Raw genomic sequence first — 23,088 nt, 5'->3', positions numbered from 1 at the left:
ATACGAGTGCATAGGTTAAATGTCAGACAATAAAGTAGAGGTCGATAAACGTCGCACCTTCGCGATTATATCGCACCCCGACGCGGGTAAAACCACCATTACCGAAAAAGTGCTGTTATTCGGAAACGCGCTGCAGAAAGCGGGTACCGTTAAGGGCAAAAAATCGGGTCAGCATGCTAAGTCTGACTGGATGGAAATGGAAAAAGACCGTGGTATTTCGATTACTACGTCTGTCATGCAGTTCCCATATGGCGGTGCGCTCGTTAACCTACTCGACACTCCCGGCCACGAAGACTTCTCGGAAGATACTTACCGCACCTTAACGGCGGTTGACTCTTGCCTGATGGTTATCGACTCGGCAAAGGGTGTTGAAGACCGTACCATCAAATTGATGGAAGTAACGCGTCTGCGTGATACGCCTATCGTCACCTTTATGAACAAACTCGACCGTGATATTCGCGATCCCATCGAACTGATGGATGAAGTTGAGGATGTACTCAATATCGCCTGTGCGCCTATCACTTGGCCGATTGGTAGTGGCAAAGAGTTTAAGGGTGTTTACCATATTCTGCGTGATGAAGTGGTGCTGTACCAAAGCGGTATGGGGCACACTATCCAAGAGCGCCGCGTGATTGAAGGCATCGATAACCCTGAGCTGGATAAAGCGATTGGTAGTTATGCTGCTGATTTACGTGATGAAATGGAACTGGTTCGCGGTGCATCGAACGAATTTGATCACCAAGCCTTCTTAAAGGGTGAGCTTACGCCCGTCTTCTTCGGTACCGCTTTGGGTAACTTCGGTGTTGACCATATCCTCGATGGTATTGTGGAGTGGGCACCAAAGCCGCTACCTCGTGAAAGCGATGTGCGGATGATCATGCCTGACGAAGAAAAATTCACCGGTTTTGTGTTTAAAATCCAAGCCAACATGGATCCCAAACACCGTGACCGTGTTGCCTTTATGCGTGTTTGCTCGGGTCGCTATGAGCAAGGCATGAAGATGCACCACGTGCGTATCGGTAAAGATGTAAACGTCAGCGATGCCTTGACCTTTATGGCGGGTGACCGTGAGCGTGCCGAAGTGGCATATCCTGGTGATATTATTGGTTTACATAACCATGGGACCATTCGTATCGGTGATACTTTCACCCAAGGTGAAAAGTTCCGCTTTACCGGTGTGCCAAACTTTGCACCTGAAATGTTCCGCCGTATTCGTCTGCGCGATCCGCTCAAGCAAAAACAATTGCTTAAGGGCTTAGTGCAGTTGTCTGAAGAAGGCGCTGTGCAGGTGTTCCGTCCATTAGACTCGAACGATTTAATCGTTGGTGCTGTAGGTGTGCTGCAGTTTGAAGTGGTTGTTGGCCGCTTAAAGAGCGAGTACAACGTTGAAGCGATTTACGAAGGTATTAGCGTTTCAACCGCACGCTGGGTTTATTGTAAAGATGAGCGTAAGCTAGAAGAGTTCCGCCGCAAATGTAGCCAGAACTTGGCACTCGATGGTGGCGATAACTTAACTTATATTGCGCCAACTATGGTTAACTTAAATCTTTCGATGGAAAGATACCCTGATATCGAGTTCGCTAAAACGCGCGAACACTAACAGGTAAGTGACTCTAGGGTAAAAGGCGGTGATTCACCGCCTTTTTTGTATCTAAAATTTGAGGGGTGACTGATGATAAGTTGGATAACTCGAACTTGGCAGGCTTATATCCGTTGGTGCGACAAGATGGGGCTGACACCAGAGAATCGCCGCTGTTGTATGCCTCGATTGGAGGACCCGCCATTAGTCCGCAATAAGCCGAATTGCCAAGAAAAGGCTGCTGCATCCCATGGAGAGACAAAATCGGAGTAATGGATTGATGATGTTAGATACCCATGCGCACCTCGATTTTGTCGAGTTTGATAGTGACCGTGAACAGGTTGTGCAGCGTATGCGACAAGCGGGCATCGATAATCTGATCATCCCAGGTGTTTCCCCTCTGCATTGGGTCAAACAATTGGCCATTGCTGAGCAATACCAGTGTTATTTTGCCTTAGGGATCCACCCTTGGTTCTGCCCCGAAGATGTTGATAAGGCCATCACAGAATTAACATTACAGGTAGCTCAGTTACGAGAATGTCCCCGTTTTGTTGCCATTGGTGAGTGTGGGTTAGACAAACTTTATGCTGACAATTGGAGCAACCAGTTAGCATTTTTTGACGCTCAGTTGGCGCTTGCTTATGAGCAAAATTTGCCTGTTATCGTCCATGCCGTCAAAGCACATCAAGAAGTATTGTTCCATTTAAAGCGCCATAAACTCCCAAAAGCGGGCGTAATACACGCCTTTTCTGGCAGTCCTGATATTGCACTCGAATACACTAAGCTAGGTTTTAAACTTGGCATTGGTGGTTTAGTGATGAATCCGAATGCGAAAAAACTGCTCAAAACCGTCAGTGAATTGCCCTTAGAAAGTTTCCTACTTGAGACTGATTCTCCAGCCATGACTCCACTAAATGTTACAGAAAAACGGAATCAACCCGCTAATGCTGTACTTTTTATAGACAAAATTGCAACTTTGCAAAAAAAATCTAGTGTTCTAATATCAGAACACTTGGTGTCGAATGCAATGCAACTGTTTGACCTTTAGTTGTTTTTGGTTAAACAGGTGTAGGTCGCAATAGCATTTTGCGCTAAGCGGTTGAAATTAAACTCCAAAATTTTGATCAAAACGACGATTTTCGACTTTCTCTCGGGTATAATCTGACTCGGAAATAGGTTGATTAACAACATAATTAAAAAGTGTTAACAATAGGGTGATGGTTAATGAATATATTGATGAGCTTAGTAGGGGTGGTCGTCCTACTTGCGATAGGTTTCCTCCTATCGAATAACAAAAAAGCAATTAACTTGCGTACTGTGGGTGGGGCATTAGCCATCCAAGCTGCCTTCGGTGGTTTTGTACTGTACGTTCCTGTCGGTAAAGATATCCTGAAAGGTGTATCTGACGCCGTATCTAGCGTTATCGGTTATGCACAAAACGGTATCGGTTTCCTGTTCGGTGATTTAGCTAACTTCAAACTTGGCTTTATCTTCGCGGTAAACGTGTTGCCAGTTATTGTGTTCTTCTCTTCTCTAATCGCCGTTCTGTACTATTTAGGCGTAATGCAGTGGATCATCCGTATCATCGGTGGTGGTCTGCAAAAAGCATTAGGCACAAGCCGTACTGAATCTATGTCTGCGACTGCTAACATCTTCGTTGGTCAAACTGAAGCGCCGTTAGTTGTTCGTCCATTCATTCCTACTATGACTCAATCAGAACTGTTTGCGATCATGGTGGGTGGTTTAGCTTCTATCGCAGGTTCAGTATTGGCTGGTTACGCGCAAATGGGCGTGCCTATTGAGTACTTAGTTGCTGCGTCATTCATGGCGGCACCAGGTGGTCTATTAATGGCTAAACTGATGCATCCAGAAACTGAAGTTGCTAAAAACGACATGGATGAATTACCAGAAGATCCTGATAAGCCAGCTAACGTATTAGACGCTGCTGCTGCGGGTGCTTCATCTGGTATGCATTTAGCGCTGAACGTAGGTGCAATGCTGTTAGCCTTCGTTGGCTTGATCGCTATGATCAACGGCATCATCGGTGGTGTAGGTGGTTGGTTTGGTGTTGAAGGTTTAACACTGGAACTGATCCTTGGCTATGTGTTCATGCCTTTAGCATTCCTTATCGGTGTGCCTTGGAATGAAGCATTAGTTGCTGGTTCTTTCATTGGTCAAAAGATCATTGTTAACGAATTCGTAGCTTACCTGAACTTTGCTCCATACTTAAAAGACATCGCTGATGGCGGTATGGTTGTGGCTGAAACTGGTTTAGCTATGACCGACAGAACCAAAGCGATTGTTTCGTTTGCACTGTGTGGTTTTGCGAACTTGTCTTCTATCGCGATTCTGTTGGGTGGTTTAGGTGCTATGGCTCCTAACCGTCGTCACGATTTAGCTAAAATGGGTATTCGTGCGGTTATCGCAGGCTCGTTAGCTAACTTAATGAGTGCAACAATTGCGGGTCTGTTCTTAGCTATCTAAGCACAGAAACGTTGGGGAGAGATTCCCCACTAACTAGGTCCTGACCATGCAGGGCAGGACCTAAGTTAATTCAACCATTTTCCAGTAGTGATTCCTGTAGTGAATAGTTTCTCCGATTGTATAGGTCAGATTACAACTAAACTTTAGCTGTGATGCTGTCTTACGGTCGTGACGTACGGTTAAGTTAATTAGTCGTAAACAATAAGTCGCGACTTTGTTCACAATTAAGAATTTTGTGTTCGTGATTTTACGCAAGATTATTGAGATTTTTTTTAATCGAGGTAAAATGCGAGCGCCACAAAAAGAACGCTACCCTAGACGGTAGCAACCAAAATAATGGGGTTGATGATGAAAAACGTTAAAACTTTAGCTTTAGCCGCTACAGCAGTAGCTGCAATCTCTGGTAACGCATTTGCTGCAGACCGTTCTGATATTTATGCCACTGATTACAAGTGGATGCAGTTTAATGCTATGTATGCTGTTAATGAATTGCCACGTGGTGATGCTGATGATGGCGGCCATGATTACTTAGAAATGGAATTTGGTGGTCGTAAAGGCATCGTTGATTTATATGGTTATGTAGACGTCTTCAATTTAGCTAACAGTAGCTCAGGCGATAAAACTGGCGGCGACAGCAAGATGTTTATGAAGTTTGCGCCACGTTTCTCTTTAGATGCTATTACTGGCAAAGATTTATCTTTCGGCCCAGTACAAGAAGTTTACTTCTCTACTCTGTTTAACTGGGGCGGTGGTGCATTTAATAAAGATGGCTCAGGTGACGTAAATATGTCATTTTGGGGTGTTGGTGCTGATGTTATGGTGCCTTGGCTAGGTAAGACTGGCATGAACCTGTATGCTACTTATGATATTAATGCTAAAGATTGGAATGGTTACCAATTCTCTATGAACTGGTTTAAGCCTTTCTATTTCTTTGACAATAAGAGCTTTATTTCATTCCAGGGTTATGTTGATTACCAATTCGGTGCTGACGAAGTGAATGCGTATGACGATAATGGTCAATTTATCAATACTACATTCACCTCACACGGTGGTGCAGCATACTTTGGTCTGCACTGGCATTCTGATAACTATGCTCTTGGTTATGGCCTGAAAGCCTATAGCGATGTTTATTTGCTGAAGGATGAAGGAACATTTGGTTTAGAAACTAAAGGTTTCGCTCACTACTTCACTGCAACTTACAAGTTCTAATTGCTTGTAAGACTTGTTGGAGCCGCGATGGCGGCTCCATCTTTTATGTGTCATGAATCTTTATCTAAACCCATTTATAATTTGAGCAGTGCGTTTATATAAAGGTTTGTGTTTTTCTCGCGCTAAAACGGATTTTTCGCGGAAAAGTAGGAACAAGACATTATTCGTCTCCTCTCTTCCGGTCTTCAAGGATTCAAGTCGTGATCACTTATAGTCAATTTAAGTGTCAGGATGCCTAGTTATGTATAGGCAAGATTGAATACCTAATAAATATGTAATTTGCCCTACACAAATTACTCGGCATCGCCTGAAGGCCCGGCCATATAAAAATAATCAAAATAATGCCACCTCTAAGCGTTGCTTATAAGCGACTGATTTCTGTTTATTTGTTTTTTCTTTTGGAGAGCTATTATGACTGATTTAAAAAAAGCAGCACAACGCGCCATCGAACTTATGGATTTAACCACCTTAAACGATGACGATACCGATCAGAAGGTGATCGACCTATGTCACAAAGCTGTGACGCCAGCGGGTAATACTGCTGCCATCTGTATCTATCCTCGCTTCATTCCTATCGCACGTAAGACCCTTGATGAATTGGGCGCCGAAGACATTCAAATCGCGACAGTAACCAACTTTCCACACGGTAACGACGATATCGCTATTGCGGTATTAGAAACCCGTGCAGCGGTTGCCTATGGCGCCGATGAAGTGGACGTGGTATTTCCATACCGCGCGCTGATGGAAGGCAATGAAACAGTCGGCTATGAGTTAGTCAAAGCCTGTAAAGAAGCCTGTGGCGAAGTATTGCTGAAAGTCATTATTGAATCGGGTGTATTAGCCGATCCTGCGCTTATTCGCCGTGCCTCTGAACTGTCTATCGATGCCGGAGCTGATTTTATTAAGACGTCTACCGGTAAAGTGCCTGTCAACGCAACCCTTGAAGCGGCTGAAATCATGCTGACTGTGATCAGTGAGAAGAACACCAAAGTAGGCTTTAAGCCTGCTGGCGGCGTACGTGATGCTGCTCAAGCTGCAGAGTTTTTAGGTGTGGCTGAGCGTATTCTTGGTGCGGATTGGGTCTCTCCACGTACCTTTAGATTTGGTGCTTCAAGCTTACTCAATAGCTTGTTACACACGTTAGAATTAGCCGATGCGCCTAAGCCGACTCAAGGCTATTAATCGAACATTGCATCTCGATTAATACCAAAATCATATATCGAAACTAATTAAGTGTGACCTAAATCTAGTTGGAAACATCAAAACTTCGATAGCATGTAATTGTAATATTGCTACAGTTTTGATGTTTCATTGCAAAGCTAAATAACGGATATGTTGTATTAGTATTTAGCTTGGAGGCAGTATCATGTTTCTAGCTCAGGAAATTATACGTAAGAAACGCAATGGGTTAGCTTTAAGCACCGAAGAGATCCAGTTCTTCGTTAAGGGCATAACCACTAATGCAGTGTCGGAAGGTCAGATCGCCGCATTAGGCATGGCTGTGTATTTTAATGACATGAATATGGATGAAAGAATCGCTTTGACTACGGCAATGCGCGATTCTGGCACTGTACTCAATTGGCAATCACTTGGTCTTAATGGCCCAGTCATCGATAAACACAGTACAGGTGGTGTCGGTGATGTGATTAGTCTTATGCTCGGTCCCATGGCTGCTGCCTGCGGTGGTTATGTGCCGATGATTTCGGGTCGCGGACTCGGACATACAGGCGGTACGCTCGATAAGTTCGACGCTATTCCCGGTTATCAAACCGAACCTTCGAGTGAATTGTTCCGCAAAGTGGTCAAAGATGTTGGTGTGGCGATTATCGGCCAAACTGGTGATCTGGTTCCCGCCGATAAACGTTTCTACTCCATCCGTGACAACACTGCGACTGTCGAATCCATCTCCCTCATTACCGCCTCTATTCTCTCTAAGAAATTAGCTTGTAGTCTCGATGCATTGGCGATGGACGTCAAAGTCGGTAGCGGCGCATTTATGCCAACCTACGAAGCCTCTGAAGAGCTTGCTCGCAGTATTGCTGCGGTAGCCAATGGCGCAGGTACTAAAACGACGGCCTTACTCACCGACATGAACCAAGTATTAGCCTCATGTGCGGGTAATGCGGTTGAAGTGAAAGAAGCCATCGACTTCTTAACTGGTGCTTACCGTAATCCTCGTCTATACGCTGTGACAATGGGTCTTTGCGCCGAGATGTTACTCCTTGGTGGCCTCGCGACCGATGAAGCGGATGCCCGTGCCAAGTTAAATCGGGTATTAGATAATGGCCGCGCTGCCGAGATCTTTGGCAAGATGGTTTCAGGCCTCGGTGGCCCCGTCGATTTTGTCGAAAACTACAGTAAGTACTTACCGCAATCGCAAATTATTCGCCCTGTCTTTGCGGATACCCAAGGTTATGCCTACAGCATGGATACCCGCGAACTCGGTTTAGCCGTGGTTACCTTAGGTGGTGGTCGTCGCAAACCTGGTGATGCACTCGACTACAGTGTTGGTTTGACGCAAGTCTGTGCCCTTGGCGATAAAATTGATGCTTCTACGCCGATTGCTGTGATCCACGCGCAATCTGAAGAAGCCTTTGCGCAGGCAGAAGAAGCGGTGAAAAAAGCGATTCATATCGATGAAGTCGCTCCAGAAAAAACACCTGAGATCTATGCTTATATTCGAGCTTCGGATCTTTAAGGAAGAATTATGAAACGTACAGTTATAATGATGTTGGATTCCTTTGGCGTGGGCGCTGCTGGTGACGCCGCTAAGTTTGGGGATCTAGGTTCTGACACATTTGGCCATATCGCCAAAGCATGCGCCGAAGGTAAAGCGGATACTGGTCGTAAAGGCCCATTAGCTCTGCCAAACTTGGCTCGTTTAGGGTTAGCCCATGCCGCGATGGAGAGTACCGGGGCGTTTGCACCAGGCTTTGCGGACAATGTTGACTTGATTGGTGCCTATGGCCACGCTCAGGAATTAAGTTCGGGTAAAGATACTCCGAGCGGTCACTGGGAAATGGCGGGAGTACCCGTATTATTCGAATGGGGCTATTTTAGCGAGCACCAAAACTCATTCCCTAAAGAGCTGACCGATAAGATTTTGGCCCGTGCGGGACTCGATGGCTTTTTAGGTAACTGCCATGCTTCTGGTACTACTATTCTGGAAGAATTAGGCGAAGAGCATATGCGCTCTGGCAAGCCAATTTTTTACACCTCGGCAGATTCTGTATTCCAGATTGCCTGCCATGAAGGCACATTTGGCTTAGAAAATTTATATCGTCTTTGCGAAATCGCTCGTGAAGAGTTAGAACCTTATAACATTGGCCGCGTGATTGCGCGTCCATTCGATGGTACTGGCCCAAGCGACTTTGCTCGTACTGGTAACCGTAAGGATTACTCCCTCGAGCCGCCAGCGAAGACAGTGTTAGATAAGTTAAAAGCCGCTGGTGGTGAAGTGGTGAGTGTGGGCAAGATTGCCGACATTTACGCTTACTGTGGCATCACCAAAAAGGTGAAGGCAAACGGTTTAGAAGCACTATTTGATGCGACGTTAGCCGAAGTGAAATCAGCGGGTGAAAATACTATTGTATTCACTAACTTTGTTGATTTTGACTCCCACTATGGTCACCGCCGTGATGTGGCAGGTTATGCGAAAGGGCTGGAGTATTTCGACTCGCGTTTACCTGAAATGCTCGCGCTGCTGGATGAGGACGATCTGTTAATCCTCACCGCCGACCATGGTTGCGATCCAACGTGGCAAGGTACTGACCATACCCGTGAATATGTGCCTGTATTGGCCTATGGCGCAGGACTGAAAGCCGGTTCACTCGGTCGCCGTAACAGCTTCGCCGATATCGGCCAATCTATCGCAAGCTACTTCAAGCTTGAGCCGATGGAATACGGTGAGTCGTTTATCTAAGTAAACGTGCAAGATCTCGATTTGGCGGCCAGCATTGGGCCGCCAGTAAACAAAGACTTAAGTCTTAATAAAATAAACAGGGGTTATTTCGATGGCAACACCACACATTAATGCTGTAGAGGGCGCATTCGCTGAGACGGTTCTGTTTCCAGGCGATCCATTACGAGCAAAATATATTGCTGAAACATTCTTAGAAAATGTTGAGCAAGTGACTGACGTTCGAAACATGCTAGGTTTTACTGGTACTTACAAAGGCAAACGTATTTCTGTAATGGGTTCAGGCATGGGTATTCCTTCATGCTCAATCTATGCAACTGAATTAATTAAAGACTACGGCGTTAAGAACCTGATCCGCGTGGGTACTTGTGGCGCGATCAGCACTGACGTTAAAGTGCGCGATGTGATCATCGGCATGGGTGCTTGTACCGATTCGCAAGTTAACCGTTTACGTTTCAAAGGCCAAGATTTCGCTGCTATCGCGAACTACGAGCTGATGAATGCCGTGATCGAGTCTGCCAAAGTGAAAGGCACTAAGATCCGTGTTGGTAACGTTTTCTCTGCCGATCTGTTCTACACTCCTGATCCACAAATGTTTGACGTGATGGAAAAAATGGGCGTGTTAGGCGTAGAAATGGAAGCCGCTGGTTTATACGGTGTTGCCCATGAATTCGGTGCCCGTGCACTGTGTGTGGTAACTGTATCTGACCATATCCGTACTGGTGAAAAAACCACTTCTGAAGAGCGTCAAACCACGTTCAACGATATGATCGTGATGACATTAGACGCAGCAATTACGCTGTAATCTGTCGCTAATCTCGTTATAAAAAAAGGGTTCGCACTGCGAACCCTTTTCTATTGTCTCTGACCCCAAGACGCTCAGTTTGGGCTGATACGTCTCAATTAACCCGTAGAATCGGTATCTAAATCGCTCGGTTGAGTTAGGGTTTTCTCTGTGTTGGATTTCGCCGCATTGGTTTTCACGCGGCGTACCGATTTTACCTTAGGTTTATTTGGTGCGGGCGTTGAGCTTTGCGGCTCAGTTGTTGAAGCTGTCGCTTGGGTCGCATGTTCCTTGGTATCCACTTTAGACTGCGACAGAGACGTAGACTCAGATGATGACTTGTCCTTAGTATCTTTCTCTGGTTTAAGCTCCGGTTCCGTATCAAGCGCTTTCTCTGATGCAACTCTTTCTGGCGCAAGCACAGCTTTTGTCCCTGTGGTTACTTTGGTTTTCCTTGCTTTAGATTCGGCAATGGCTTCATTGCTGTCTTCATTTGGCGCTTTACTTGCTACCGATTTCTCCAAGGGCTGAGTGTCAAGGTCTGTTGCTTCTTTGCTTTCTTTGGTCTTCTTAGCTTCTATCGGCTTTTGAGCGGCCTCAGTGTCACTTGCGATAACAGCATCTTGCTGCGTATCTTGATTATCTGCGGGCGTAGCTTCCTCAGCTGCTTTTATAGCTTTATTTTTCTTAGGATTTTTACGTAATTTGGCGCGGGTGCGACGGCGGTCAAAATCGGCGCGTTTAAAGGATAAGGCGCGGGATAACAACATGCCGATAAGGCCAGCAACCAGCAGCATGATTTGCTGCTGCTCCATATTCAGGTTATGCGCTTCTTTGATTTCATTAAAAAATAGTTTGGTGTCGAGTCTAACCTCGACATAGCCTAAATTCTTTCCATCTTGGATCACGGGTTCGACATAGGGCGGATATTTAATCAGGAGCAAACTCATGTCTTCGGATTCTGGGTCTAAGACTTCCTTGGTAATACTTTGGGCGAAGGCTAAGCGTATACCTTGGTCGCTGAAAATGGCCGCCGAAATCACCTTAGGATCTTCAACTAATGCGCTAGCCAGCCATTGGAGCTGTTCATCGTTTTGCAATTGTAGGGCGGGCGCCGCGCTGTAGGCCGTTTGTTGCACCAGTAATCTGGCCATCTTTTGCGTTTGGGACTTTAGAAGCAGCTGACCTTGTAGTAGGCTTGTCTGCCACAATTGCACTAAGCCGACCATCAAGGTCAAGGCGATGGCGATTTGGAGCAGTCTACTGATTTTATGGCTTTTCTTTAGCCCTTTAAGATATAACACTTTGACCCTTAATAGTGAGAGCGCTTGCCTAATCATAATTGATTCTGAGTGAGCCCGATAGTTGGAGAACATGAGTCCTATGGAAAGCTTGAACCAAAATGCGCTGTTTGTATGGTTAGCTGCTAGCCCTTCACCTCGCTTTGAATATCAGGGGCTCAGTTTCGAGGCTTATCAGGAATCGTCTACGCGGCCATCCCAGAGCGGATGTGCTATGCGTCTGATTTACGAAGATTTAAGCATTGAAGACTCATTAGCAGATTGGATTGTTTCTCTGGCTAAAAGCCTTAAATTAACTTCGCTCTCCATCGCACCTATTCGCCGTCAAGTGGCGCTACATTGCGTTGAAGTTGTGCTTCCCGTGGAGCCGAGTGCCGAGCTGTTAGCCACTTGTCCATCGCAGGTGGAGTTACACCTTATTCGCGGCCCATTACCTAAACTGAGCGAGCCGGGTTTACTGGTGATGGATATGGATTCTACCGCGATCCAAATTGAATGTATTGATGAACTTGCCGCGATGGCAGGGGTCGGCGAGCAAGTGGCGGCAATCACGGAGCGCGCTATGCAGGGCGAGCTGGATTTCGAGCAGAGTTTGCGCCAAAGGGTTGCCCAGCTTCAGGGCGCCGATGCCAAGATTATTCAAACCTTGTGTGACACTTTACCACTGATGCCGGGCCTTGAGGCCATGCTGACCGAGCTTAAGTCGCACCATTGGCGTTTGGTTGTTGCGTCAGGAGGCTTCACGCCGTTTGTTGGTCACTTAAAACAGCTGTTGAATTTAGACGCGGCATTTGCCAACGAATTAGTGATTGTGGACGGCAAGCTCGCGGGAACCGTCACGGGGAAAGTCGTCGATGCCCAGTTTAAGGCCGATGTGGTTAACCGTTGTAGCCAAGACTGGCAGATCCCTGCTGGGCAGCGTGTCGCCATCGGTGATGGTGCCAACGATATCCCTATGGTGCAGGCGGCGGACTTTGGTATTGCCTTCCATGCTAAACCTAAACTTGCGGCGGCGGCGGATGCGCGGATCTGCAGTTTAGATCTGCGCGTATTGCCTTATCTGCTGCAGTTTTAATTCATCGGTTGTTTCCGAGTCGTTAACATTAGAGTAATGACTCTTGTTTTTTGACGCTTAGCTGGTAGTTTAGTGTTCATGAATGGACTACCAGCGACTGCCTTTGACTTCCCCTGCATCCCAACACTCGGCGCCAACGCCCGCACAAACTTCCCTCTATATTCCGTACCGAGACGGACAGCTGCATCTGCGCCAGTTATTGCCTGCTAATGCGGATTTTTCGAAGCCACCGATCCTGATGTTACATGGTGCTATGTCCAATGGCAGGGTATTTTACAGCCAGAGTGGCCGAGGCTTAGGATGCTTTCTCGCTCAGGCGGGCTTTGTGGTTTATGTGCTGGATACGGCGGGCAGAGGTTTGAGTCTGCCCAAAATTGCGCGTGGGTTTACCCTAGGACAAGGGGAGGTGATCCGCGAACAACTGCCATTAGTGCAGCAGCATATTTTGAATATGCATCAACAGCTTTGTCAGGAGCAGGGGAAACCAGCTCCATCGAAGGTACATTGGTGTGCGCATTCGTGGGGCGGCGTGTTGATGGCGAGCGCCTTAGCGCGTTACCCCGAATTGCAGCAAAGTGTGCGGTCACTACTGACTTTTGGCAGTAAACGCACGATTCGAGTGAAGTCCTTTAAAAAATGGTTGATGGTCGATGTGTTTTGGAATCGTCTCGCCCCGAGTTTAGCCGTGGGACAGGGGTATCTCGCCGCAGATAAGCTGCGTGTCGGTATGGATAACGAGAGCCGCGCATCGTTAACTCAAAGCATAGATTGGGTACGTGGAGAGTGGCGTGACCATGATGATGGCTTCGATTACGGCAAGGCGGCGAAGGTGGCCAACTGGCCTGTTGCTTGGTTTATTGCCGGGCAAAACGATACCGTGCTTGGCCATCCTGAAGATGTCGCCGATATGATCTCTGAGTGTGGTTTTCGCCAAGTGAAATATACTCTGCTCTCAAAGGCGAACGGCTTTAAACACGACTATGGTCATGCGGATATGCTGACCCATCTGGATGCGATGAGTGACCATTTTCCGCTGATCCGCGATTGGTATCTCAGGTTTGAATTGGCGGTGTTAAAAGACTAGGGCGATGCGCCCTTGCTTATTTTTGCAGAGCAGGGTATCGCAGCTCCACCTCTTGGGTGATATCGAGTAGTTCTCCTACACCGATAATTCGCCAGAGTTGTTCCTCGAGTTGTTTCGCCCTGTGGTTGGCGTGGATATTGATGTATTCCAATTCGCGGCGCAGATAACCCATATCCGGTTTCTCGGTCGCTCCACGGTAAATCCGCAGCGCCATAAAGCGTCCCGCCAGTTTGCTTTGGTTGATAAAGGCGATTTTGGCCTGCGCATCCCCAAGTTCGGTGGCAGGAACACATTTTAAATGGAATTGACCGCGGGACTGGCGGGTCAACTGGATAAACACCTCAATAAAATCCATATCCTGCTGTGGTTTCATTTGGCGAATAGGATCGAGAATATCCCGTTTAAAGAATCCATCTTTTAACAGCGGGGCGAGATTATATTGCAGGGTATCCGAGGAGCCTGCGGCAAAAATATCGCTGATTTCATCATGTTCAGTGCTGACACCTAAGCAGGCGACTTGGGCTGATTTTGTTGTTTTCTCAACAAAATAGGGGACTGAGTGTAGCTCGCGTAAAAGGATGTTTTTTAAGCCATCAGAAAGTTCGTTTGCTTCACTATTATTTTCAGTGAGTTGCTCAAGTTTTTCGCGATTGTGAGCGATCAGCTTATTTAAAAACTCAACGCCAACATGGGGGGTATGTCCCATGACCGCGGCTAAATGAAGAGTCACGCCATTTTTACGGGTACGCACTAGACGGTAGGGTAAATTGTCTAGCTGAGTCTTACCGGCAATGGTCTGCAACTTAGGCAAACTGATCATTATTGGCTTGTTGGTGGCAAACTCAGTCGGGTTATCCAGCGTCAGCTGCATGCCTCTGCCAGAAATATCTAAGGTTATCCCTGTCGCTTTTATGCCTCCTTGTGACACATTCACTAAAGTTTTAAAGGCGAAACGCGCTTCCTGCCTACGCTCACTAAATTGCATCGAAATTGGCTTAATTTGATGTGCGGTGAGGCGCGGCTGACCAAAGGTCTTGAGCGCATTAGCATTACTATCGTTCTGCCAGGCTTTATAGGTCGCTCTTTCATCCTCGTTGGTCAGATCGATAAGTTGCAACATATGGCTGAACTGGACTAATTGTTGCTCTACCAGTGGGCTGTATTTAGCTTCATCCCCTGGCAAGGTCGCACGGCGATAGCCTTTCGCATGATAAATCTTATCGGGGATAAGCTTAAAAATACGCCAGCTTGGTTTTGTTGAGGCAAAACCAAGGAATAAGGGCATCATGCCCTTGGATTTTAATTCGGCTAAGGTGGCGGAATAAAAATATAACGCGCCTTGGGCATTGTAGGTAAAACTAAAAAACAGTCCGTAATCCGGATTTTCAGGGTGGCTGAGCAGCGCAGAGAGCCGCGCGGGTGTCAGCATGGCGGGCAGCTGGCTGATATCATTCTCATCTTGAAAATAATGTACTATCTGCTGATTGTCGCGGCTTAGCAGCATATGGCTAATCGATTGCGTTTGTTGATTAAAAAACAAAGGCAAATGCGGCAAATGTGGAAGATAGTGGCGTTCAAAGCCTAGGCCTGATGCTGTCACCAAGACATCGTTCACATCGAGTTTGTAGCGGAGTTTGTAGCCCCTAATCAAATTACCTAGCATTTCACCTAGTGCGTCAGTGCCACTAATTCGCTTTAACCTTAGCCAAATAAACTCACCGTTGGCTTGGCTGTCGACAATTTGATAATCGACCCCGAGTTGCAGATCGGGATAGTAATATTCCTCGCTCAGCTCGAGCAGTTTGACCTTGAGAGGCTTGTCGAGATCGAAGGGATGATTCGCCCCCAAGCGAATACGCGCACCACCAATGGATAAGTCCACGGTGATCCCCGGCATTTCGGTTCGCCCGGGTTGCGAAACTGCAATACGGATACTGTAATTCATCCGCTCTTCGGCGCGGTTAAAATAACTGCCGAGTACCACACCAGGAACCATAAAAGGTTCGGGTTCAACGCCGTCCGTTTGTTGTGTCACCTGACGTAGCTTTTGTCGCCGTTGTTGATGGGCAGCGATGACGTACTCATACACGCCCAGCGTATATTTATTACGATATAAGGACATCGCTTCTTGCAGGCTATGTTTGGCTGGCTCATCTAGGAAATGACGTTGTTGGCCCAGCATGACTTCACTGCAGGGCAACTCTGATTTGTCCCTAAGATCGATAATCCGCGTGCAGGGCGAGGCCAAACGATTCAGCTCCATTTTCAACAGAAAACGGGTGGAGTTGTTTTCATCGGCAGTCAGCTGCTGAAAAATCTCTTGGAAGTTGGGTTCCATGAGTAGCGGCTTGAGCTGTTCTATGAGCGCATTATGGTTATCTAAACTCATGTAGGGATCTTTTCTAATGCTTATTTCATCTCAAGCTAAGTGAAACTCAGGTCTTCAGATGGTTTGGTTATATGTTGTGCTGTGTTAGTCTTATGTCGGCAGTATTCATAGTTACTTAAATTGATTTTATACAGATTTTAATAAGTTATGGCAAAGAATAAAACCGCGTACGTGTGCAATGAGTGTGGACAAGATTTTCCACGTTGGCAAGGACAGTGCAGTGCTTGCCATGAATGGAATACGATAACCGAAGTGCGCTTAGGTGCCGCCTCGCCCGGAAGGGGAACAAAGTTTGCGGGTTATGCCGGTGCTGGCAGCAGCGAAGTTAAAACCTTAGATCAAATTGATCTCAATGCTTTACCCCGTATTGTGAGCCATTTTGGCGAGCTCGACCGTGTACTTGGGGGCGGCATAGTGCCTGGCTCGGCGATTCTGATTGGCGGTCACCCCGGTGCTGGTAAGAGTACGTTGTTGCTTCAAACACTTTGTTATCTTGCCGAGCAAATGCCAGCGCTCTATGTGACGGGCGAAGAATCCCTGCAGCAGGTAGCAATGCGGGCCCATCGCTTAGGACTGCCGACCAATAAATTGAGGATGTTATCCGAGACCAGTGTGGAGCAGATTTGCGAAATCGCCCTGCAAGAATTGCCAAAAGTCATCGTCGTCGACTCTATTCAGGTCATGCATATGAGCGATGTGGCGTCGAGTCCGGGCAGTGTGTCGCAGGTGCGAGAGTCGGCCTCCTATTTAACTCGCTTTGCCAAGCAAAACGGCATTGCCGTGATTATGGTAGGGCATGTAACCAAAGACGGTAGCCTCGCTGGGCCTAAAGTGCTCGAGCACTGTATCGATTGCTCAGTGATGTTTGAAGGGGATAGCGACAGCCGTTATCGCACCCTGCGCTCCCATAAGAACCGATTTGGTGCCATCAACGAGTTAGGCGTATTCGCCATGACCGAGCGCGGTCTGAAGGAAGTGGCTAACCCTTCGGCGATTTTCCTTTCCCGCGGCGAGGAGGAATCCTCTGGCTCCTTGGTGATGGTGGTATGGGAAGGTACGCGTCCGTTGTTGGTTGAGTTACAGGTACTGGTGGATAATTCGGCGATGTCGAATCCGCGCCGCGTGGCAGTGGGGATGGATGCAAACCGTTTAGCCATGTTGCTTGCAGTGATGCATCGCCACGGTGGCTTGCAAATGTCGGATCAGGACGTGTTTGTGAACGTGGTGGGCGGGGTTAAAGTGACGGAAACCAGCGCCGACTTAACTTTGCTGCTGGCCATGGTATCGAGTTTTCGTGGCGATATTTTACCGAGCGATTTAGTGGTGTTTGGTGAAGTGGGTTTATCTGGCGAAATTCGCCCCGTGCCCAATGGCCAAGAGCGTTTAGTCGAAGCCGCCAAACATGGTTTTAAGCGGGCGATTGTGCCCCGTGCGAACGTGCCGAAAAAGCCGCCCGCAGGTATGGAAGTGGTAGGGGTGTCTAAACTATCGGAAGCACTTGAAGCGATTTAATTTTCAATAAAAAACAGCGCTCAGTGGCGCTGTTTTTGATTTCTACGAAGGCTAAGTTACACCTAAGTGTTTTACTTAATTGGCGCTATTATGTTTTTCGATAAATAGCGCTAATTCACGATTCAGTATCGATGCATCGCCTAGGTTCAACTCAACGATGCGTTTCAGATGGCTGATACTATCAACATCAATAAAGTTACACTTCAATCCCAACTGTTGATTGCGTTGATGCACTAACTCGGTTTCCATTTGCAGCTCAATATCCGAGCCCTGCAAGCTAAAACTAAGGATGATAGGCTCTCCTGCATGGCTGAAACCTGCGGGTTCTTCCACTAAAGCGCCATTCAGGCTGAGGTCAAGAATGGTGGTTTGCCATTGTTTATCGCCTTGGTGTAGCGACGCGCTTGCGGCAAACAAGATCCGTGAAAAATTGCGTCTTTCATCAATCACTAATTCTTTATCTTTCATAGTTTGTTAGTGCTCACCCCAGTCAATATGCCTAAGCATATGTCATATTCAGGTCGCTGTAAAAGCCCGGCAGTTTTTTGTGCAATAAAGCAACGCAGATCGCACATTTCACCTTTTCCTCATATGCAAATATGAAAAAGTATGAATAATTCAGTTAAGCAAAATAAGAGATGTTGAACATGGCCTATAGTGTGCTCGTTGTCGATGATGAAGCGGTTATTCGTGCGCGATTGAAAGGATATTTTGAAAAAGAAGGTTACCGCGTTGTCGAGGCGGTCGATGGCGAGCAGATGTGGCATGAGTTTAATCGTCAACATATTGATTTAATTATGTTGGACATTAATCTGCCTGGGGTGGATGGCTTAAGTTTAACCCGTGAGTTACGTAGCCGTTCCCATGTGGGGATTATCTTGGTCTCGGGCCGTGATGAATCGATTGATAAAATCGTTGGTCTCGAGATGGGCGCCGATGATTATGTGACTAAGCCCTTCGAGCTGCGGGAGCTATTGGTTAGGGTTAAAAATCTACTGTGGCGGATTTCTCTGGTAAAACAAGCCGAACAAGCGCTGGTGCAGGAATTATCCGAGCCCGACGATGTGATGAGTTTTGAAGGTTATCGGCTTGAATTAAACAGCCGTAAGTTGCGCCAAGGGGAGGAGATAATCAAGCTCACTAAGGCCGAGTTTGAGTTGTTAACCGCCTTTGCTTTGCATCCGCAGCAGGTACTTTCCCGCGAGCGCTTAATGCAGCAAACCAGTCATCGCAATCAGGATGTGAATGACAGAACCATAGATGTCATCATCCGCCGCCTACGTAATAAGCTTAATCCCGAACTCTTTGTTACTGTCCATGGTGAGGGTTATTTATTTGCCGCTAAGGTGGAGGACTAGGGTAAAGATTAAGGCCGTACTTGATATAAAGGATAAAAATCCGCTTCAGCGAGGCTAACGCTAAGATCCGATAGGGTATTTGGTGAAGTCGTGCGCTCAACGATAGCAGGACCTATATCGCCAAAAGGCGCAGCGCCTTCGAGCTGTTTTACCGTGACATCGATGGCGAGTTTGCCCTGTAACACGACCAAGTCATCATTGCTGTATACCACTTTTTGGCGTTTCAAGCCGCGAAGAATCGCAGGAGATAAGTAACTGCTCACCAGCTTAATGTCTTGCGTCAGCTGTTTTTGTTTGAGGGTGCTGACGGCGGCTTCTATCGCCACGGCACTGCCGAGAATATAGTTGGGGCGCTGGGCTTTAAGCAGTATCTGTAATTGGTCGCGGTAGAGATTGCGATTGTTATCGGCATGCTGAATCGCACTGATACTGACATTGCTGCCCTCGAGGGCATGGCGAATGCCTTGTTCGACTAAATCTGTGCCGCCTAGGTTTTCAGGGCCCGCTAAGAGGGCCAAGGTAGTTGGCTGGGTGGGCGAATGCGCCTTGGCATCTGCCTTAATAAAATTGCCCGCGCTCAGTCCCATTTGATACCAGTTAACACCGATATGGGTCTGCACTTGCTCTGCATTGAGTTTATTGACTAGGGCGAGCACGGGTTTGGTTAACGGCTCAGAAAACTGTTCGAGCAGATTGGGACTCACGGCGCCGAGCAAAATCGCGTCGTAATCACCCTTCATACAGGCGCTTAATTGCTCGAGCTGTTTATCTTGATGGTAGTAGCTGCCTGCTTCGAACAGGTCCAGCGACACACCGAGGTGTTTCGCCTGTTGGATCAGGCCGTAGTTGATGCCAATCCAATAGGCGTCCTTAAGATGAGGCACTAAGGCACAAATGCGCCAAGCCTGTTGTGCTTTACTCAGGGGATGATAATCAAGCGCCTGCGCCTGTTGAATTTTGGCATTAAAGGGATGGCGTTGCTCTAATGGCCAAGTTTGGCTGTTGGCGTCAGCAGTCGGTAAACATAACAGCCCAAAAGTGGTGAGTGTGAGCAAAGCTTGCCAAAATTTTCCCATTGTCTCGTATCATCCACAGTGATTATCTCGAAGGCATTGTAACAGAAGGAACAAGTGTGGCGCCTTTATCTTTATCGCGAAGTAGTTTAACCGGCAGACTCATGCTCGCCTTCGGCGTGCTTGGGGTATTGCTGTTGCTACTGGTTAGCTTAGGTTGCCTGAGTTTGCATTGGCTCAAACAGGCCGACAGTTACCTGTATGAAGAATCCTTACCCGCCTCTCAAGCCGCGCGCCAATTAGTGCAGGCCTCTAATGCCTTATCCGATGGCGTGACCCAGTTAGGCCAAGTAGAGGATGAGCGGCAGCGGGAATTTATCGGCCGTAAGCTCAGCCTTGAAAGCGCCACAATGTTAAATAGCATCAAAGTGTTACTAACACTGGATGTGAACGAAGATAATCATTTATCCGTATTAGCAGGGCAAATCATCGAGCAATTAACCTTACTTGGTAAGAGTGTGGGCCAGCGCCTTACCTTGGGCGATGAGTTACAGCTCAGGGCCTGCGAATTATCGGTTGCCGCAGGCCGAGCCTCTGAGCTATTGCAATCCGAATTGGCGGTTGTCGATTCGGCTATTTTGGCAAAACTCAGCCAAGCCTATCCGGATATGGCGGGGGATAAGCGCAGTGGCCAATTGCTCGATGATGTGATTGAGCGAGAGTTAGATGTGCAGGAGCAGCTCAACCGTGCGCTCAAGTTAGTGCATCAAATTGCGCTGCTCAGTCAGTTATTTGAGGCATCCGAGTTACAGTCTGAGCTGCAATTGAGTGTTCCCCGTTTATTGGCAACCTTTGCCAGTACTGAACCATCGCACCCCATGGCGCAGCATCATCCAACGCAAGGGATGGCTATCGAGCTGGCGACCACTGAGGCGCCAGTGGCAGAGGTGGGTATCGATTTAATGGCGCTCACCACTGTGGCTGAGCTTATCCGCGACCCCGGCAGGCTCAATGCCCTAAAAACGGAGCTGGCTATTCTTCTCCATACCCCAAAAATCATTAAATTACAGCGAGAACTGAGCCAAAGCCTGCAGCGCCAACAGCGGCAGCAGCAGGAGTTAGCGGAAAAACTCTATAGCCTCAATACGCGGGTGGACAGTGCACTTAATCAACAGCAGCAGCGGGCGGAGCTGGCGCGCAGTGATTATTTAATGCAGTTGTCTTACGCCCGCTTGGGGCTGTGGGGCACGGGCATATTAATGTTGGTTATCATAGCCGTAGTGGTTTATCGGGTGATCTATCGCGGCATTGCCTTGAGGTTAAATCAGGCAACCGAGGCCATGTCGCGCTTAAGTTTAGGGGACACCAATGTGAGCCTCGATGCCCACGGTGACGATGAGTTGACCGCCATGGCCAATGCCATCGAGGCATTTAAGCGAAAAACCGCCCATAACCTGAAATTACAGACGGATTTACGTCAGGTCGCCGATGAGCTGACCGAGCATAAAAAAGCCCTCGAACAAACCGTGGCTACGCGCACACAGGAATTGGCCGAAGCCAACCTGCGACTCGATGCGGAGGCCAAAGGCCACGCTAAGGCAAGAATCGTTGCCGAGGAGGCGAGTCAGGCAAAATCCCAATTCTTGGCGACCATGAGCCATGAGATTCGCACCCCGCTCAACGGCTTACTCGGGACACTTACCTTACTCGGCCATAGTCAGCTGCCGCCAGCGCAGCAACAGATGCTCGCATTGTCACAATACAGCGGCACGCTGCTGCAAACTGTGCTGAGCGATATTCTCGATTTCTCTCGCCTCGAGCAGGGTAATTTAACCAATGAACCGCGGCCAACGGATATCAATGCCCTGCTCGATGAAGTGCTGGCGATCATGGTGGCGGGCGCCAATTTGGCAGGATTGAGCTTAAGGCTGAATCGTCCCCAGTTACCTGCGTGTATTCATATCGATGGCCCTAAGCTGAGGCAAGTGCTGTTTAACTTGATTGGTAACGGCATTAAATTCACCCCAGAAGGCGGCGTGAGTCTCAATGTCAGCGTGCGAGGCGATAAGTTGGTCTTTGTGGTGGCCGATACCGGCGTGGGGATTGCTCCCGAGGTGCGCGAGCAATTATTTATGCCTTACTGCGTATTGCCTAATCAGGGGCGCAGCCGTGGAACAGGTTTGGGGCTTGCCATCTGCAAACAGTTAGTTGAACTGATGGATACCGAGGGGCCGGGAATTTGGGTCAAGAGCGAACTAGGTAAGGGCAGTGAGTTTGGTTTTGAGCTGAGCTTTACCCAATGTGATAAGGCATTGGATACGCAAACTCAGGAGCAAAAACAGGTTAATCCCCTACGGGTGTTAGTGATTGAAGACAACAAGGTTAATGCCATGGTCGCGCAGGGATTTTTGGCGCATTTAGGCCACAGTTCCTGCTTGGCCATCAGTTGTCAGCAGGCGCTAGCGCATGTAAGTGGCGACAAGGCATTCGATGCCGTGATGCTAGATATCCAACTGAGTGATGGCTCTGGACTCACACTATTACCCCAGTTAAAGGCGTTATTCGCCAATGGCAAGGTGAAGTTTGCCGCCTTTACCGCGCAGATGCAGACAGAGGATCTTAGCCTGTATCGGGAGGCGGGGTTTGATACTGTATTAGCTAAACCCTTGAGCCTGCAAACCCTGACAGAATGGTTAGGTGTTGCGCGTGTGCCAACTTCAATGCCGATTTCACTAGGTGAATCATCGCCGCAATCGGCACAATCACTTCAATCGGCGAACAATGCCGAATCTACCAGCCAGAGCCATCAAGCCGAAACCTTGTTAGATCTTAACCAGTTACAGCAAGATATTGAGGTTTTAGGCGTGAAAGCCGTGAGTGATATGTTAGCGCTCTATCGAACCTCCAGTACTGAGCAAATGGAGCGACTCTCGGCGCTAAGCTCTGTGGCGCATTTCAGCGATGTTGGAAAACTATTGCACGCGCTTAAGGGCAGTAGTGCCAGCATGGGGCTAAAAGCACTGACTCAGTGTTGTCAGCAGTGGGAGAAAGCACTAAACACCACAGGGGAAAATGTATTGGATAGCAAAGCGGTGACTGAATTAACCGCCTGCTGGCAGGCGTCGATAACAGCGATTGAGCAGTGGCTCGCAATACAGGATTAGCGACAAAGTGTTAGCAACAAAGGATTAACGACAAGACGTTTGCACTAGGCGAGAGTCGTCCTGAGTCGTACATAAGCAAAACGTATTTCTGCCTAATCAATGCAAATCGAGTGATAAAAAGGCGGCTCCCATGGGAGCCACATTTCGTTAACTTATTCCAGGACGAGACATGAGTTATTACTTTGAGTCTTAATGCGACTCAGGTTTAACACGACTC

At 47.8% G+C, this 23,088-nt stretch carries 18 protein-coding genes; 14 read left to right on the top strand and 4 right to left on the bottom strand.

Annotation, left to right across the window (positions count from 1 at the left end):
- The first annotated feature begins 19 nt into the window (after positions 1–19).
- The 9 genes from prfC (at position 20) to deoD (ending at position 9,996) form a co-directional block, all read left to right on the top strand.
- On the top strand, positions 20–1,600 hold the full coding sequence (gene prfC / locus ACUZ8J_RS15825) for a peptide chain release factor 3 (protein WP_133178639.1): 1,581 nt from the start codon (positions 20–22) through the stop codon (positions 1,598–1,600).
- Positions 1,601–1,669: 69 nt separating this feature from the next.
- Positions 1,670–1,852, top strand: coding sequence for a hypothetical protein (locus ACUZ8J_RS15820; protein ID WP_341785868.1), 183 nt, complete (start codon positions 1,670–1,672; stop codon positions 1,850–1,852).
- 10 nt (positions 1,853–1,862) lie between these two features.
- Positions 1,863–2,627 carry a TatD family hydrolase gene (locus ACUZ8J_RS15815; RefSeq protein WP_208662921.1) on the top strand — a complete coding sequence of 255 codons (765 nt, stop codon included), beginning with the start codon at positions 1,863–1,865 and terminating at the stop codon, positions 2,625–2,627.
- Between the two features lie 176 nt (positions 2,628–2,803).
- A complete protein-coding gene (locus ACUZ8J_RS15810) occupies positions 2,804–4,063 on the top strand; it encodes a NupC/NupG family nucleoside CNT transporter (RefSeq protein WP_037415347.1) in 1,260 nt (419 codons plus the stop codon).
- A 348-nt stretch (positions 4,064–4,411) separates the two neighbouring features.
- Positions 4,412–5,272 carry a nucleoside-specific channel-forming Tsx family protein gene (locus ACUZ8J_RS15805; RefSeq protein WP_188870228.1) on the top strand — a complete coding sequence of 287 codons (861 nt, stop codon included), beginning with the start codon at positions 4,412–4,414 and terminating at the stop codon, positions 5,270–5,272.
- A 411-nt stretch (positions 5,273–5,683) separates the two neighbouring features.
- Positions 5,684–6,454, top strand: coding sequence for a deoxyribose-phosphate aldolase (deoC, locus tag ACUZ8J_RS15800; RefSeq protein WP_011625501.1), 771 nt, complete (start codon positions 5,684–5,686; stop codon positions 6,452–6,454).
- A gap of 184 nt (positions 6,455–6,638) precedes the next feature.
- A complete protein-coding gene (gene deoA / locus ACUZ8J_RS15795) occupies positions 6,639–7,970 on the top strand; it encodes a thymidine phosphorylase (RefSeq protein ID WP_037415345.1) in 1,332 nt (443 codons plus the stop codon).
- 9 nt (positions 7,971–7,979) lie between these two features.
- On the top strand, positions 7,980–9,194 hold the full coding sequence (locus tag ACUZ8J_RS15790; protein ID WP_240292349.1) for a phosphopentomutase: 1,215 nt from the start codon (positions 7,980–7,982) through the stop codon (positions 9,192–9,194).
- A 91-nt stretch (positions 9,195–9,285) separates the two neighbouring features.
- Positions 9,286–9,996 (top strand): purine-nucleoside phosphorylase, encoded by a 711-nt coding sequence (deoD, locus tag ACUZ8J_RS15785; protein ID WP_011071449.1) that lies wholly within the window; start codon positions 9,286–9,288, stop codon positions 9,994–9,996.
- A gap of 98 nt (positions 9,997–10,094) precedes the next feature.
- On the opposite strand, the gene ACUZ8J_RS15780 is transcribed toward deoD, so the two are convergent.
- Positions 10,095–11,279 carry an AhpA/YtjB family protein gene (locus ACUZ8J_RS15780; RefSeq protein WP_446694953.1) on the bottom strand — a complete coding sequence of 395 codons (1,185 nt, stop codon included), beginning with the start codon at positions 11,277–11,279 and terminating at the stop codon, positions 10,095–10,097.
- 79 nt (positions 11,280–11,358) lie between these two features.
- Between ACUZ8J_RS15780 and serB the strand changes: the two genes are divergently transcribed.
- On the top strand, positions 11,359–12,351 hold the full coding sequence (serB, locus tag ACUZ8J_RS15775) for a phosphoserine phosphatase SerB (protein ID WP_446694952.1): 993 nt from the start codon (positions 11,359–11,361) through the stop codon (positions 12,349–12,351).
- An 82-nt stretch (positions 12,352–12,433) separates the two neighbouring features.
- Positions 12,434–13,435: an alpha/beta fold hydrolase gene (locus ACUZ8J_RS15770; RefSeq protein WP_446694328.1), complete on the top strand. Its 1,002-nt coding sequence runs from the start codon at positions 12,434–12,436 to the stop codon at positions 13,433–13,435.
- Between the two features lie 16 nt (positions 13,436–13,451).
- On the opposite strand, the gene ACUZ8J_RS15765 is transcribed toward ACUZ8J_RS15770, so the two are convergent.
- On the bottom strand, positions 13,452–15,824 hold the full coding sequence (locus tag ACUZ8J_RS15765) for a PilZ domain-containing protein (RefSeq protein WP_446694327.1): 2,373 nt from the start codon (positions 15,822–15,824) through the stop codon (positions 13,452–13,454).
- 147 nt (positions 15,825–15,971) lie between these two features.
- Between ACUZ8J_RS15765 and radA the strand changes: the two genes are divergently transcribed.
- The gene (radA, locus tag ACUZ8J_RS15760) at positions 15,972–17,336 is read left to right on the top strand and encodes a DNA repair protein RadA (RefSeq protein WP_446694326.1); all 1,365 of its coding nucleotides are present in this window, start codon (positions 15,972–15,974) and stop codon (positions 17,334–17,336) included.
- Positions 17,337–17,411: 75 nt separating this feature from the next.
- Here radA and ACUZ8J_RS15755 read toward each other — a convergent pair whose 3' ends face one another.
- Positions 17,412–17,783, bottom strand: coding sequence for a PilZ domain-containing protein (locus ACUZ8J_RS15755; RefSeq protein WP_446694951.1), 372 nt, complete (start codon positions 17,781–17,783; stop codon positions 17,412–17,414).
- Positions 17,784–17,983: 200 nt separating this feature from the next.
- Between ACUZ8J_RS15755 and torR the strand changes: the two genes are divergently transcribed.
- Positions 17,984–18,694 (top strand): two-component system response regulator TorR, encoded by a 711-nt coding sequence (torR, locus tag ACUZ8J_RS15750; protein ID WP_446694325.1) that lies wholly within the window; start codon positions 17,984–17,986, stop codon positions 18,692–18,694.
- Between the two features lie 8 nt (positions 18,695–18,702).
- Here the strand turns inward: torR and torT are convergent, their stop codons facing one another.
- Complete coding sequence (torT, locus tag ACUZ8J_RS15745) at positions 18,703–19,770, bottom strand: TMAO reductase system periplasmic protein TorT (RefSeq protein WP_133178648.1); 1,068 nt, start codon at positions 19,768–19,770, stop codon at positions 18,703–18,705.
- 56 nt (positions 19,771–19,826) lie between these two features.
- Here torT and torS point away from each other — a divergent pair, with 56 nt between their 5' ends.
- A complete protein-coding gene (gene torS / locus ACUZ8J_RS15740) occupies positions 19,827–22,871 on the top strand; it encodes a TMAO reductase system sensor histidine kinase/response regulator TorS (RefSeq protein WP_446694324.1) in 3,045 nt (1,014 codons plus the stop codon).
- Positions 22,872–23,088: the final 217 nt, after the last annotated feature.

It is taken from the genome of Shewanella sp. Koi 1, from assembly GCF_052907445.1.
Note: the sequence above shows the minus strand (reverse complement) of the source record. Positions and strands in the feature narration are given on the sequence as shown.

Excerpts from the sequence above, each read along its gene's own strand:
- prfC (WP_133178639.1), top strand. The coding sequence starts at position 20 with ATGTCAGACAATAAAGTAGAGGTCGATAAACGTCGCACCTTCGCGATT.
- ACUZ8J_RS15815 (WP_208662921.1), top strand. The coding sequence starts at position 1,863 with ATGTTAGATACCCATGCGCACCTCGATTTTGTCGAGTTTGATAGTGAC.
- ACUZ8J_RS15810 (WP_037415347.1), top strand. The coding sequence starts at position 2,804 with ATGAATATATTGATGAGCTTAGTAGGGGTGGTCGTCCTACTTGCGATA.
- ACUZ8J_RS15805 (WP_188870228.1), top strand. The coding sequence starts at position 4,412 with ATGAAAAACGTTAAAACTTTAGCTTTAGCCGCTACAGCAGTAGCTGCA.
- deoC (WP_011625501.1), top strand. The coding sequence starts at position 5,684 with ATGACTGATTTAAAAAAAGCAGCACAACGCGCCATCGAACTTATGGAT.
- deoA (WP_037415345.1), top strand. The coding sequence starts at position 6,639 with ATGTTTCTAGCTCAGGAAATTATACGTAAGAAACGCAATGGGTTAGCT.
- ACUZ8J_RS15790 (WP_240292349.1), top strand. The coding sequence starts at position 7,980 with ATGAAACGTACAGTTATAATGATGTTGGATTCCTTTGGCGTGGGCGCT.
- deoD (WP_011071449.1), top strand. The coding sequence starts at position 9,286 with ATGGCAACACCACACATTAATGCTGTAGAGGGCGCATTCGCTGAGACG.
- serB (WP_446694952.1), top strand. The coding sequence starts at position 11,359 with ATGGAAAGCTTGAACCAAAATGCGCTGTTTGTATGGTTAGCTGCTAGC.
- ACUZ8J_RS15770 (WP_446694328.1), top strand. The coding sequence starts at position 12,434 with ATGGACTACCAGCGACTGCCTTTGACTTCCCCTGCATCCCAACACTCG.
- ACUZ8J_RS15765 (WP_446694327.1), bottom strand. The coding sequence starts at position 15,824 with ATGAGTTTAGATAACCATAATGCGCTCATAGAACAGCTCAAGCCGCTA.
- radA (WP_446694326.1), top strand. The coding sequence starts at position 15,972 with ATGGCAAAGAATAAAACCGCGTACGTGTGCAATGAGTGTGGACAAGAT.
- torR (WP_446694325.1), top strand. The coding sequence starts at position 17,984 with ATGGCCTATAGTGTGCTCGTTGTCGATGATGAAGCGGTTATTCGTGCG.
- torT (WP_133178648.1), bottom strand. The coding sequence starts at position 19,770 with ATGGGAAAATTTTGGCAAGCTTTGCTCACACTCACCACTTTTGGGCTG.